The organism is Micromonospora sp. NPDC051925 (genome assembly GCF_044548625.1).
In the GTDB taxonomy this organism is placed as follows: domain Bacteria; phylum Actinomycetota; class Actinomycetes; order Mycobacteriales; family Micromonosporaceae; genus Micromonospora.
This window is the reverse complement of the sequence record NZ_JBIUCH010000020.1, coordinates 45,879-58,855: the sequence shown is the minus strand read 5'-3', so window position 1 is coordinate 58,855 and position 12,977 is coordinate 45,879. Positions and strand designations below refer to the sequence as shown.

The following is a 12,977-nucleotide window of genomic DNA, read 5'->3' as shown; positions in this document are numbered from 1 at the left end:
GCCCCGCTGACGGGTGCCCGTCCGCACGGTTGGGCGCACCCCCGCGCCAGCTCCCGGACCGCCTCAGGAAGAGCCATGACCGCCAGTACGAATGCCCCCAAGGTGACCGTCGTGGTCCCGGCGTACAACTCCGGGCCGCACATCGAGAAGCTCGTCACCTCGTTGCTGAGTCAGTCGCTGCCAGCCGGCGAGTTCGAGGTCATGTTCGTCGACGACGGGTCGACCGACTCGACCGGAGCCCGGCTCGACGAACTGGCCGCCGCCCACCCGCATTTCCGGGTGCTGCACATCGACAACTCCGGCTGGCCGTCGCGGCCCCGCAACCTCGGCGTCGAGCACGCCCGGGGCGAGTACGTCTTCTTCGCCGACGACGACGACTGGTTCGGCGAGGAGGCGCTGGAACGCCTGTACGCCTGCGCGACCGCGCACGACGCGGACCTGGTGGTCGGCAAGATGGCCGGGCACCGGCGTTCGGTGCCGCGCGAGCTGTTCCGGCGCAACCGGTTCGACGCGACGCTGGAGAACGCGCCCCTGATCGACAGCCTCACCGCGCACAAGCTGTTCCGGCGGTCCTTCCTCGTCGAGCACGACCTGCGCTTCCCGGAGGGCAAGCGGCGGCTGGAGGACCACGTCCTGGTCACCCGGGCCTACTTCCTGTCCCGGCACACCTGCGTACTGGCCGACTACGTCTGCTACCACCACCAGCGGCGGGTCGACGCCGGCAACGTCACGGCGACCGCGCTGGAGCCGGCCGGGTACTTCGTCAACCTGCGCGAGGCGCTCGACATCGTCGACGCGCACACCGAACCCGGCCCACTGCGGGACCGGCTGCACCGGCGCTGGTTGCGCAACGAGATGGTCGCCCGACTGCGCGGCCGACGGCTGCTCGACGCCCCTGCCGACTGGCTGGACCAGTTGGTGGGCGAGGCGCAGCGGGTGATCCGGGACAGGTTCGCCCCGGGCGTCGCTGCCGGGCTGCCGCCACTGCAACGGATCATCACCCGGCTCATCGAGCAGGGCCGTACGGCCGATCTGCGCCGGCTCGCCCAGTGGGAGGCGGCCGTCCGGGCGGAGGCCACCGTGCAGCGGGTCAAGCGGGACAGCACCACCCTGACCGTCACCCTCACCGCCGAGCTGTGCTTCGGCGACCGGCCGCTCACCCTCACCACCGACGGTGAGCAGCGGTTGCTGGTGGTTCCGGTGGACGACATCCCGACCGAACTGCGGGACGCGACGACCCGGGTCAAGCAGTCCCGGCTCGACGTGATCGCCCGGCGGCGGGACACCCGGGAGGAGTTCTTCGTGCCGGTCTCCGGCACGGTCGAGCTGGTCCCGTCGGCCGACGACTCGATGCGGCTGGTCCAGCGCGGCATCGCCCGACTCGACGTCGGCGCGCTCAACGGTGGCCGGAGCAAGGGCACCTGGGACCTGAAGGCCCGGGTCACCAGCTGCGGCTGGACCGAGGACGCCGCACTCCCGGTGGCCTTCCGCTGCGTGACCGACGGCGCCCGGCCGGTCGCCGTGCCGTACGTGGGCAGCCTGCGCTTCCGGCTGCGCCGGGCGGTGGCCCGGCGGGTGCCCGAGTCGATCCGGCGGGCCATCCGCCGCTGATCCCTCCCGCCACCACCGGACGGGGTGACCCGCCCGGCACTGCCCACCCACCGGACCACCAGCACCCCACGATTCCCCGGTCTCGTCGGCCGGGCTGATCACTGCGTCCGCCCACCTGCGCGCCGTGACGCCGTGACCGCCGTCACCGGTCCGGTGTCCGGCGTGAAGAACGCGTCAAGAAACCGTGCCCCGCCGTCACGGTCGCGTTATGGCCCCTGTCCCACCGGACGCCACCGCGTTGTGATTGCCCGGCGCGGCCGGAAGGCGGTCGCGGCGTTCGGTTCCGGTTGAGGGAGTCCGCGTGTCTGACGTGGTGTTCGTGCTGGTGACGGTGGTGCTGTTCGCGGTGCTCGCCCTCGTGGTGAGGGGCGTGGAGAAGCGGTGAACGCCGTCAATGCCGTCGGCCTGGTGCTGGCGATCGGCCTGGGTGTGTTCATGATCGTCGCGCTGCTGTTCCCGGAGCGCTTCTGATGACCGCGACCGCGAGCACGGCCGTGACCGCGTCGGCCACGGCCGTCGGTACGACGACAGCCGTGAGTACGACGACAGCCGGCGTCATCTTCGTGTTGTCCCTGGTGGCGGCGCTGGTCGCCGTCCATCGTCCGTTCGGTGACCACATGTACCGGGTGGTTGCCGGCACCCGGCATTCCCGGGTCGAGCGCGGGCTGTTCCGACTGGTCGGGGTGAACCCGGCCACCGAGCAGTCATGGGGCGTCTACGCCCGCAGCCTGCTGGCCTTCTCCGCCGTCTCGGTCCTGTTCCTCTACGCCTTCCAGCGGTTGCAGAACCACCTGTGGCTGTCGTTGGGCTTCGACCCGGTCGTCCCGCACGGGGCCTGGAACACCGCCGTGTCGTTCGTGACCAACACGAACTGGCAGTGGTACGCGGGTGAGTCGACCATGGGCCACCTGGTGCAGATGGCCGGGCTGGCGGTGCAGAACTTCGTCTCGGCGGCGGTCGGCATCGCCGTGGCGGTGGCCCTGGTCCGGGGGTTCGCCCGTAGCCGCACCGGCGAGCTGGGCAACTTCTGGGTCGACCTGGTCCGGATCGTCCTGCGGATCCTGCTGCCGGTCGCGGTGCTCGGCGCGCTCGCGCTGATGATCGGCGGCGTGGTGCAGAACCTCTCCACCGGCACCGACGTGACCACCCTGACCGGCGGCGGTCAGACCGTCACCGGTGGTCCGGTGGCCAGCCAGGAGGTGATCAAGGAACTGGGCACCAACGGTGGTGGCTTCTACAACGCCAACAGCGCCCACCCGTTCGAGAACCCGACGGCCTGGACGAACTGGATCGAGCTGTTCCTGATCCTGCTGATCCCGTTCAGCCTGCCCCGGGTCTTCGGCCGGATGGTCGGCCAGCGCCGGCAGGGCTACGCCATCGTCGCGGTGATGGCCATCCTGGCGATCGGCAGCGTCGCCCTGACCAACGTCTTCGAGCTGACCGGGCACGGCACCGTCCCGCAGGCGGTCGGCGCGGCGCTGGAGGGCAAGGAGGTCCGTTTCGACGTGTCGAACTCGGCGACCTTCGGCGCGGTCACCACGCTGACCTCCACCGGCGCGGTGAACTCGTTCCACGACTCGTACACCGCCCTGGGCGGGATGATGACGTTGGGCAACATGATGCTCGGCGAGGTCGCCCCCGGCGGCGTCGGCGCCGGCCTCTACGGCCTGCTGGTCCTCGCGGTGATCACGGTGTTCGTGGCCGGTCTGATGGTCGGCCGCACCCCGGAGTACCTGGGCAAGAAGATCGGCGCCCGCGAGATCAAGTTCGCCTCGCTGTACTTCCTGGTCACCCCGGCCCTGGTGCTGATCGGCACGGCCGCCGCCTTCGCCAGCGGCAACGACTCGACCGTGTTGAACACCGGCCCGCACGGACTGTCCGAGGTGCTCTACGCGTTCACCTCGGCGAGCAACAACAACGGCTCGGCGTTCGCCGGCATCACGGTGAACACCCCGTGGTGGAACACCGCGCTCGGGCTGTGCATGCTGCTCGGCCGGTTCCTGCCGATCATCTTCGTGCTCGCCCTGGCCGGCTCGCTCGCCCGCCAGACACCCACCCCCGCCTCCGAGGGCACCCTGCCGACCCACCGACCACTCTTCGTCGGGATGGTCGTCGGCGTCACGGTGATCCTGGTGGCGCTCACCTTCCTGCCCGTGCTCGCCCTCGGCCCGCTGGCCGAAGGGCTGTGACCAGCATGAGGAACGAGAACATGTCCGCCACGTCCGTGACCACCGGCGGCGACCAGCCGACCACCGCCACCCCCGACACCCCTGACACCCACGCCGCCCTCGACAGCCACGCGGCCCTCGGTAGTCCCGGCAACCGGGGCGACCGGGCCGGTGGCGGCCTGCTCGACCCGGGGCAACTGGTCCGGTCCCTGCCGGACGCGCTGCGCAAGCTCGACCCGCGCACCCTGTGGCGCAACCCGGTGATGTTGATCGTGGAGATCGGCGCGGCCTTCACCACCGTCCTCGCGGTGGCCGATCCGTCGGTGTTCGGCTGGGCGGTCACCGGCTGGCTCTGGCTCACCGTGGTCTTCGCCAACCTCGCCGAGGCGGTCGCCGAGGGCCGGGGCAAGGCGCAGGCCGCCACCCTGCGCCAGGCCAGACAGGACACCATCGCCACCCGCCTGGTGGGCTGGGCCCCGGGCGCTGCCGCCAACACCTACACCGACGAGGCGGTCGGAGCGCCGGACCTGCGCCAGGGGGATGTCGTCCTGGTCTGCGCCGGCGGGATCATCCCGGGCGACGGTGACGTCGTCGAGGGCATCGCCAGCGTCGACGAGTCCGCGATCACCGGGGAGTCGGCACCGGTGATCCGGGAGTCCGGCGGCGACCGCAGCGCGGTCACCGGCGGTACGAAGGTGCTCTCGGACCGGATCGTCGTACGGATCACCCAGAAGCCGGGGGAGAGCTTCATCGACCGGATGATCGCCCTGGTCGAGGGGGCGAACCGGCAGAAGACGCCGAACGAGATCGCGTTGAACATCCTGCTCGCCGCGCTCACCCTGGTCTTCCTGCTGGCCGTGGTCACCCTCCAGCCGTTGGCGATCTTCGCCAAGGGATACCAGGCCGCCGCGCCCGACACCGGTGCGATCACCGACGCCGGGGTGACCGGGGTGGTGCTGGTGTCCCTGCTGGTCTGCCTGATTCCGACCACCATCGGCGCGCTGCTGTCGGCGATCGGCATCGCCGGCATGGACCGGCTGGTCCAACGCAACGTCCTCGCGATGAGCGGTCGGGCCGTGGAGGCGGCGGGCGACGTCAACACCCTGCTGCTGGACAAGACCGGCACCATCACCCTGGGCAACCGGCAGGCCGCCGAGTTCGTGGCCGTCGAGGGGGTCACCGCCGCCGAGGTGGCCGACGCCGCGCAGTTGTCCAGCCTCGCCGACGAGACACCCGAGGGCAGGTCGGTGGTCGTCCTGGCCAAGAACGGGTTCGGCCTGCGCGAGCGGGAACCGGGGCTGATGCCGCACGCCACCTTCGTGCCGTTCACCGCACAGACCCGGATGTCCGGCGTCGACCTGACGCCGGAGACCGGCGCGACCCGGCGGGTCCGCAAGGGCGCGGCCACGGCGGTGCTGACCTGGGTACGGGAACACGGCGGCCAGCCGACCGAGCAGGTCGGCCGGGTGGTCGACGAGATCAGCGGGCTCGGTGGCACCCCGCTGGTGGTGGCCGAGCACGTCGACGGCGAGCCGGCCCGCGCGCTCGGCGTCATCCACCTCAAGGACGTGGTCAAGGCCGGGATACGGGAGCGGTTCGACGAGATGCGCCGGATGGGCATCCGGACCGTGATGATCACCGGGGACAACCCGCGTACCGCGAAGGCGATCGCCGACGAGGCCGGCGTGGACGACTTCCTCGCTGAGGCGACCCCGGAGGACAAGCTCGCCCTGATCCGTCGGGAGCAGGAGGGCGGCCGGCTGGTCGCGATGACCGGGGACGGCACCAACGACGCCCCTGCCCTGGCCCAGGCGGACGTCGGCGTCGCCATGAACACCGGCACGTCGGCCGCGAAGGAGGCCGGCAACATGGTCGACCTGGACTCCGATCCGACCAAGCTGATCGAGATCGTGGAGATCGGCAAGCAACTGCTGATCACCCGGGGCGCGTTGACCACCTTCAGCATCGCCAACGACGTGGCGAAGTACTTCGCGATCATCCCGGCCATGTTCGCCGGCATCTACCCGAGCCTGGACAGGCTCAACGTGATGCGGCTGGCCAGCCCCGAGTCGGCGATCCTCGCGGCGGTGATCTTCAACGCCCTGGTGATCATCGCGCTCATCCCGCTGGCGCTGCGCGGCGTGCGCTACCGACCGGCCGCCGCGTCGAAGCTGCTCAGCCGCAACCTGCTCATCTACGGCCTCGGCGGCATCGTCGTGCCGTTCGTCGGCATCAAGCTCGTCGACCTGCTCGTCCAGTTCGTCCCGGGGGTCTCGTGATGCGCCTACCCAGCTGGCTCGCCCAACACCTCGCCGCCCTGCGCGCCCTGCTCGTGTTCACCGTGCTGCTCGGCGTGGCCTACCCCCTCGCCCTGGTCGCCGCCGGACGGCTCCCCGGCCTCGACGCGAGGGCCGACGGGTCGCTGCTGACCGTGGACGGCCGGACCGTCGGCAGCGCCCTGATCGGGCAGTCCTTCACCGACGCCGACGGCGACCCCGTCCCGCGCTACTTCCAGTCCCGCCCGTCGGCGGCCGGCGACGGCTACGACCCGACCGCCACCGCCGCGTCCAACCTCGGTCCGGAGAGTGTGGTGGACACCCTCGCCGTCGACCCGGAGTCCACGACGCAGAGCCTGCTCACCCAGGTCTGCGCGCGCAGCCGGGCGGTCGGCGCGCTCGACGACGTCGACGGGCGGCGGCCGTACTGCACCCCGGACGGGGTGGGGGCGGTGCTCGCCGTGTTCCGCGCCGACGGGCTGACCGGCCGGATCACCCGGGTGGTCAGCGTCAACCAGACCGCCCCGGCCACCCCGTTCGTGCCCTCCTGGCAGGGGGTGCCGGTGGAGTTGGCGAAGCCCGGCGAGGACTACGTCGCCGCCGGGGGGCTGGTCACTCCGGTCCGGGGGGACGCCCCGGCGCAGCCCGCCGTCCCCGCCGACGCGGTCACCGCCAGCGGCAGCGGCCTCGACCCGCAGATCAGCCCGGCGTACGCCGACATCCAGGTGGCCCGGGTGGCGCGGGAGCGCGGCGCGGACCCGGCGGAGGTCCGGCGGCTGGTCCGGGAGCACACCACCGGCCGGGCACTGGGCTTCATGGGCGCCCCGGGGGTGAACGTGCTGGAGCTGAACCTGGCCCTCGACCAGCGGTACCCCGCCCGCTGACCGGGCCGGTGGTCGTGGCCCCGTGCGGTCCGCACAGCGAGAGGATGGTCCCGTGCCACGTGGAGAGCTGCGTATCTACCTGGGAGCCGCCCCCGGTGTCGGCAAGACGTACGCGATGCTGGAGGAGGCCCAGCGGCGTGCCGAGCGCGGCACCGACGTGGTGGTCGGCCTGGTGGAGACGCACGGCCGCGCGCACACCGCGGCGATGATCGGCGACCTGGAGGTGTTGCCCCGCCGGACGCTCGGCTACCGGGGCCTCGAGTTCACCGAGATGGACCTGGACGCCGTGCTGGCCCGTCGGCCCGGGATCGCGGTGGTCGACGAGCTGGCGCACACCAACGTGCCCGGCTCCCGGCACGAGAAGCGCTGGCAGGACGTCCAGGAACTCCTCGACGCCGGCATCTCCGTGTTGTCGACGGTCAACGTCCAGCACCTGGAGTCGATCAACGACGTGGTCGCCCGGATCACCGGCACCACCCAGCGGGAGACCGTCCCCGACGCCGTCGTACGCGCCGCCGAGCAGGTCGAACTGGTCGACATGACCCCGGAGGCGCTGCGCCGCCGGATGGCGCACGGCAACGTCTACCGGCCCGACAGGATCGATGCGGCGCTGGGCAACTACTTCCGGGTCGGCAACCTCACCGCGCTGCGCGAGCTGGCCCTGCTGTGGCTCGCCGACAAGGTCGACGACCAACTCGACCGGTACCGGGCCCAGCAGGGCATCTCCGCCACCTGGGAGGCCCGCGAGCGGGTCGTCGTCGCCCTCACCGGCGGCCCCGAGGGGGAGACGCTGATCCGCCGGGCGGCCCGGATCGCCGCCCGGAGCAAGGGGGCCGACCTGCTCGCCGTGCACGTGGCCCGCAACGACGGGCTGGCCGGGGCGGATCCGGCCCAGCTGGCCCGGCAGCGGGTCCTGGTGGAGAGCCTCGGCGGCACCTACCACCAGGTGCTCGGCGCGGACGTCCCGGCGGCCCTGCTCGACTTCGCCCGGGGGGTGAACGCCACCCAACTGGTGCTCGGCGCGAGCCGGCGCGGCCGGTTCGCGCAACTGTTCGCGCGGGGCGTCGGGGTCACCACCACGGCCCGGTCCGGGGCGATCGACGTGCACCTGGTCACCCATCCGCAGGCCGGCCGGGGTCGGCAGGGCGTCGGGGTGCCGGCGGCGCTGTCCCGGCGGCGTCGACTGCTCGGGTTCGCGCTCGCCGGGCTCGGCATGCCGCTGCTCACCCTGCTGCTGTCGACGCTGCCGGACCTGACCCTGACCAACGACATCCTGCTCTTCCTCGCCGGGGTGGTCGGGGTGGCGCTGGTCGGCGGGCTGTGGCCGGCGCTGGTCGCCGCACTCGGCGGGTCGCTGCTGCTGAACTGGTTCTTCACCCCGCCCTTCCACACGCTGACCATCGCCGAGGCGGACAACCTCCTCGCGCTGGGCGTGTTCGTCGGGGTGGCGGTCGCGGTGAGCTGGGTGGTGGACGTGGCGGCCCGGCGTACCCGGGAAGCGGCACGCGCCGCCGCCGACGCGCAGACCCTGGCCACCGTCGCCGGCAGCGTGCTGCGCGGCGAACGGCCGTTGCCGGCGCTGCTCGACCGGCTCCGGGAGACCTTCGCGCTGCGCGCGGTCAGCGTCCTGGAGCTCGTCGACGACGCGCAGGGGCGGCCCGGTCGGGCCCACGAGGAGGGCGCCTGGCGTCGGGTCGCCAGCGTCGGCGACGCGCCGGCGGGCAGCCCCAGCGCGGGGGAGACCACGGTACCGGTCGACGACCGGCTGACCGTGGTGCTCAGCGGCCGTCGGCTGGAGGCCGCCGACCGGCGCATCGTCGAGGCGTTCGCCGCGCAGGCCGCCGTCGCGCTGCGCCAGGAACGCCTCGCCGAGGAGGCGGCCACCGCCCGGCCGCTCGCCGAGGCCGACCGGATGCGCACCGCGCTGCTCGCCGCGGTCAGCCACGACCTGCGTACGCCGCTGGCCTCGGCGAAGGCCGCGGTGAGCAGCCTGCGCAGCCCCGATGTCGACTTCGACCCCGAGGACCGGGCCGAGCTGCTCGCCACCGCCGACGAGTCGCTGGACCGGCTCGGCCGGCTGGTGGCGAACCTGCTCGACATGAGCCGGCTACAGGCCGGCGCGCTCGGTGTCGTCCGGAGCGCGATCGGGCTGGAGGACGCCGTACCCCGGGCCCTGGACGAGCTGGGGCCGGTCGCTGCCGACGTGCGCACCGACATCCCCGCTGACCTGCCGGCGGTCGACACCGACCCGGGCCTGCTGGAACGGGTGCTGGTCAACATCGTCGCGAACGCCCTGCGGCACAGCCCACCCGGGCGACCACCCACGATCACCGCCAGCGCCCATGCCGGGCAGGTGGAGCTGCGGGTCATCGACACCGGCCCGGGTATCCCCGAGGACCGGTGGGAGCACGTCTTCCTGCCGTTCCAGCGGCTCGGCGACCGGGACAACCAGACCGGCGTGGGGCTCGGGCTCGCGCTGTCCCGGGGGCTGGCCGAGGCGATGGGTGGCAGCATCACCCCCGAGACCACTCCCGGTGGAGGGCTGACCATGGTGCTGCGGCTGCCTGCCGCCGACGAGAGGCCGGACCGGTGACCCGCATCCTGGTCGTCGACGACGAACCACAGATCCTCCGCGCCCTGCGGATCAACCTGCGCGCCCGGGGGTACGACGTCGAGGTCGCCGGGACCGGCACGGCAGCCCTGAAGGCCGCTGCCGCCCACCCACCGGACCTGGTGGTGCTCGACCTCGGCCTGCCCGACCTCGACGGCACCGAGGTCATCCGGGGCCTGCGCGGCTGGACCACGATCCCGATCATCGTGCTCTCCGGCCGGGCCGGCAGCGCGGACAAGGTGGCCGCCCTCGACGCCGGTGCCGACGACTACGTCACCAAGCCGTTCGGGGTGGACGAACTCCTCGCCCGGATTCGCGCCGTCACCCGCCGCCTCGCCGCCGTGCCGGTCGACGCCACCGCCGAGGCCCGGGTGGGCCGACACACCGTCGACCTCGCCGCCCGCACCGTCACCCGCGACGACGGCACCGAGGTCCGGCTCACCCCCACCCAGTGGGCGATGCTGGAGAGGCTGCTGCGCCATCCGGGGAAACTGATCAGCCAGCGCCAGCTCCTGCACGAGGTGTGGGGCCCGGAGTACCAGCACGAGACCAACTACCTGCGGCAGTACATGGCGCAGTTGCGGCGCAAGCTGGAGGACGACCCGGCCCGGCCCCGGCACCTGATCACCGAGCCGGGCATGGGCTACCGCTACCGCCCCTGAGCCCGGGGTGAGGCAGGTGTGCCCGGTGTCCGCAGGCCAGGTGGTGATCGCCGGGCGTCCGCCCTAGCCGAGGCCGGTCCCGATCGCCAGGGCGACGACGGCGAGGAGCGGGGGGACGAGCTGCTTGAGCGCCGCGCCGGCCTTCGAGGGCGCCGAGACGAGCAGCACCAGACCGGCGGCGACCATCGAACCGGCCCCGACGAAGACGAGGGTCGCGCCGACGGTCTGCGCGCCGACACCGTAGGCGACGATGCCGACGGCGATCGCGATCGCCAGGAAGAGGTTGTAGAAGCCCTGGTTGAAGGCGAGCGCCCGGGTCGTCTCCGCCTCTTCCCGGGTGGTGCCGAAGATCGAACGTGCGCGGTCGGTGGTCCAGGCGATCGACTCCAGGTAAAAGATGTAGACGTGGATGAGGCCGGCGACCCCGGCCAGTACGAGTCCCGCGACGACCACGACGCTGTTCCTTTGTTCGACAGAGATGTCCGCCGTCATTCTCCCTGTCCACCGTGCTCCGAATCGCATGGTGGCGGGTTTCCCGCCGGCCTCCTACGGTGGGGGGAGACACGGGGGAGGCTCAGCTTGATGGACGCGGGCGACGCGGTGCGTTGGCTCCAGCTCGCCGCGCCCCGTGGTGGGCCGGACGACCTGTCGCTGCTGGTGAACCGGGCCGCGCCGGCGGTCGGCGCCACTGAGATCGTGATCTATCTGGCGGACTACCAGCAGGCCAGCCTCGTGCCGCTGCTCGGTGCCGGCCTGGTCCGCGAGGAGTTGTTGATCGAGACCACCCTCGCCGGCCGGGCGTTCACCACTCTCGACGTGCAGCGCGCGGCCGACAACCCGGACCGGATCTGGGTTCCGCTGCTCGTCGGGTGCGAACGGATGGGTGTGCTGGAGATCGTCTCGTCGGCCGCCGGGGACGGGGCCATGGACGAGCCGGCCTGGGAGCTGGCGACCTGCGTCGGTCAACTCGTGGTGAACCGCCGACCATACGGCGACGTCGTCGAGCGGCTGCGGCGTCGGCTGCCCATGCAGGTCGCCGCCGAGATCGTCTGGGGCCTGCTACCGCCGCTGACCTTCGCGACCGACGACATGGTGCTCACCACCATCCTCGAACCGTGCTACGACGTCGGCGGGGACATCTTCGACTACGCGCTCAACGGTGACGTGCTCAGCGTCGGGCTGTTCGACACCTGTGGGCACGGCATCAAGGCGAGCACCCTGGCCTCCCTCGTGGTGAGCGCCTACCGCAACGCGCGCCGCTGCGGCCTCGACCTGGCGGACACGGCGACCAGCATCGACAGGTGGGTGCGCTCCGAGCACCCGCACATGTTCGCCACGGCGTTGCTCGCCGAGCTGGATCGGAGCACCGGTCGGCTCCGCATGATCAACGCCGGTCATCCCGGTGCCCTGCTGCTCCGCGACGGCAAGGCGATCCGGGAACTGCCGGGCCCGACCGCGCTGCCGCTCGGCCTGGGCCACCTGTCGCCCCGCCGCCCCCAGGTGTACGAGGAGGACCTGCACCCGGGCGACCGCATCCTCGCCTACACCGACGGCATCACCGACGCGCGCAGCGTGGACGGGGAGCGGTTCGGGCTGAAGCGCCTCGTCGACTTCGTCAACCGGGCCCTCAACGACCGGTTGCCCACCCCGGAGACGATGCGCCGGCTGGTGCGCGCGGTCGTCGCGTACCAGGACGATCAGCTCGACGACGACGCGACGGCGATGTTCCTGGAGTGGCGTCCCCCGCGCGCACCGCTGGCCCACCTGCGCGACCTGCGGGCGACGGCCCCCTGAGCCGGCCGTCGCCCGGCTCCCGGCCGACGGCCCCGTCAGGGGGTCAGGATGACCACCCGACCGTCGACGTTGAGGATATGACCGTCGCCGAGGCGGGCGAGGGCCTCATCCCAATGGACATGGCCGCACACCGTCAGCGCTGGCGGGTGGCCGTGTAGGCGCACGGCGATACCAGGGTTCCCGGCCTGTCCGGCACCGCCCGGCGGTCCTTCGTGCAGGACGAGCACGTCGGGATCGCCGGCGAGCACCGCGTCGATCGACGCGAGCTGGCGGCTCGCATGGTGGCGTCCCTGCCGGCTCGGGTCGCCGATGATGCCGCTCACGCCAGCGAAGCGGACGCCTCCGCGATCGACCCACGTGCCGTCCAACAGCGCTGCGGCCGGGCCGAGGTCGCGTATCCCGACGGTCGACACGACATCATGGTTGCCGGCCACGCCGACGACCAATGGGCATCCGGCCGCAGCGAACGCCAGCCACACGTCGTCGACCTCGCCGGACACCCCCGAAGATCAGCACCGGGCGACGAGTACAGGTCACCGGCGAGGACCACCGCGAGGCGATGCGGGGGTGGCAGGAGCCCCTGCTCGGCCCAGACGTGCAGATAGTCGGCCAACGCGACACCCAGCAGCACCGGCGGGCCGCCCCACGGCGACGGGGCCACACCCTGCAGATCGCCGGTCACCAACACCGCGTCACAGCCGTCCGGCACGGCGGCCACCCCCAGGCGACCCACTGTCAGCCGCACCGTCTCGGTCCCGCCGCCGCGACGCGCCTGTTGGTACGCGAGTTCGGTGACGGTCGTGACCTCCGAACCGGTGATACGCACGCCGACACCGTAGCCGCGCCGTCCTGATCCGTCGCGCCGGACCAAGGATCAGAGCTCGCGGGGTCGATCCCGCGACCCCGGCCCGCGCCCGCGTCACCCGCCGGGACGCGTACGTGCCGGGTGGCCGGGCCGCCGAAGCGGGCCC

Annotated in this window: 10 protein-coding genes; 8 read left to right on the top strand and 2 right to left on the bottom strand. The window is 72.4% G+C overall.

Annotation, left to right across the window (positions count from 1 at the left end):
- Positions 1-75 precede the first annotated feature (75 nt).
- The 7 genes from ACIG87_RS24910 (at position 76) to ACIG87_RS24880 (ending at position 10,212) form a co-directional block, all read left to right on the top strand.
- Positions 76-1,611, top strand: coding sequence for a glycosyltransferase (locus tag ACIG87_RS24910; RefSeq protein ID WP_396853641.1), 1,536 nt, complete (start codon positions 76-78; stop codon positions 1,609-1,611).
- A 381-nt stretch (positions 1,612-1,992) separates the two neighbouring features.
- Positions 1,993-2,082 (top strand): K(+)-transporting ATPase subunit F, encoded by a 90-nt coding sequence (gene kdpF / locus ACIG87_RS24905; protein ID WP_396853639.1) that lies wholly within the window; start codon positions 1,993-1,995, stop codon positions 2,080-2,082.
- Between the two features lie 62 nt (positions 2,083-2,144).
- Positions 2,145-3,800 (top strand): potassium-transporting ATPase subunit KdpA, encoded by a 1,656-nt coding sequence (gene kdpA / locus ACIG87_RS24900; RefSeq protein ID WP_396853638.1) that lies wholly within the window; start codon positions 2,145-2,147, stop codon positions 3,798-3,800.
- A 20-nt stretch (positions 3,801-3,820) separates the two neighbouring features.
- On the top strand, positions 3,821-6,058 hold the full coding sequence (gene kdpB, locus ACIG87_RS24895; protein WP_396853636.1) for a potassium-transporting ATPase subunit KdpB: 2,238 nt from the start codon (positions 3,821-3,823) through the stop codon (positions 6,056-6,058).
- The gene (locus ACIG87_RS24890; RefSeq protein ID WP_396853634.1) at positions 6,058-6,939 is read left to right on the top strand and encodes a potassium-transporting ATPase subunit C; all 882 of its coding nucleotides are present in this window, start codon (positions 6,058-6,060) and stop codon (positions 6,937-6,939) included. Before kdpB ends, ACIG87_RS24890 begins: the two co-directional genes overlap by 1 nt.
- A 52-nt stretch (positions 6,940-6,991) precedes the next feature.
- Positions 6,992-9,532, top strand: a complete 2,541-nt coding sequence (locus tag ACIG87_RS24885; protein ID WP_396853632.1) for a DUF4118 domain-containing protein — start codon at positions 6,992-6,994, stop codon at positions 9,530-9,532.
- Positions 9,529-10,212, top strand: a complete 684-nt coding sequence (locus ACIG87_RS24880; protein ID WP_396853631.1) for a response regulator — start codon at positions 9,529-9,531, stop codon at positions 10,210-10,212. Before ACIG87_RS24885 ends, ACIG87_RS24880 begins: the two co-directional genes overlap by 4 nt.
- 63 nt (positions 10,213-10,275) lie before the next feature.
- Here ACIG87_RS24880 and ACIG87_RS24875 read toward each other — a convergent pair whose 3' ends face one another.
- On the bottom strand, positions 10,276-10,665 hold the full coding sequence (locus tag ACIG87_RS24875; protein WP_396853630.1) for a DUF1304 domain-containing protein: 390 nt from the start codon (positions 10,663-10,665) through the stop codon (positions 10,276-10,278).
- Positions 10,666-10,794: 129 nt separating this feature from the next.
- On the opposite strand from ACIG87_RS24875, the gene ACIG87_RS24870 reads away from it, so the two are divergent.
- On the top strand, positions 10,795-12,006 hold the full coding sequence (locus tag ACIG87_RS24870; protein WP_396853628.1) for a PP2C family protein-serine/threonine phosphatase: 1,212 nt from the start codon (positions 10,795-10,797) through the stop codon (positions 12,004-12,006).
- A 35-nt stretch (positions 12,007-12,041) separates the two neighbouring features.
- Here the strand turns inward: ACIG87_RS24870 and ACIG87_RS24865 are convergent, their stop codons facing one another.
- Positions 12,042-12,506 (bottom strand): hypothetical protein, encoded by a 465-nt coding sequence (locus ACIG87_RS24865; protein ID WP_396853626.1) that lies wholly within the window; start codon positions 12,504-12,506, stop codon positions 12,042-12,044.
- Between the last annotated feature and the right edge of the window lie 471 nt (positions 12,507-12,977).

What these genes read in the sequence shown, in the direction of transcription:
- ACIG87_RS24910 (WP_396853641.1), top strand. Translation starts at nt 76, where the DNA reads ATGACCGCCAGTACGAATGCCCCCAAGGTGACCGTCGTGGTCCCGGCG.
- kdpB (WP_396853636.1), top strand. Translation starts at nt 3,821, where the DNA reads ATGTCCGCCACGTCCGTGACCACCGGCGGCGACCAGCCGACCACCGCC.
- ACIG87_RS24890 (WP_396853634.1), top strand. Translation starts at nt 6,058, where the DNA reads ATGCGCCTACCCAGCTGGCTCGCCCAACACCTCGCCGCCCTGCGCGCC.
- ACIG87_RS24870 (WP_396853628.1), top strand. Translation starts at nt 10,795, where the DNA reads ATGGACGCGGGCGACGCGGTGCGTTGGCTCCAGCTCGCCGCGCCCCGT.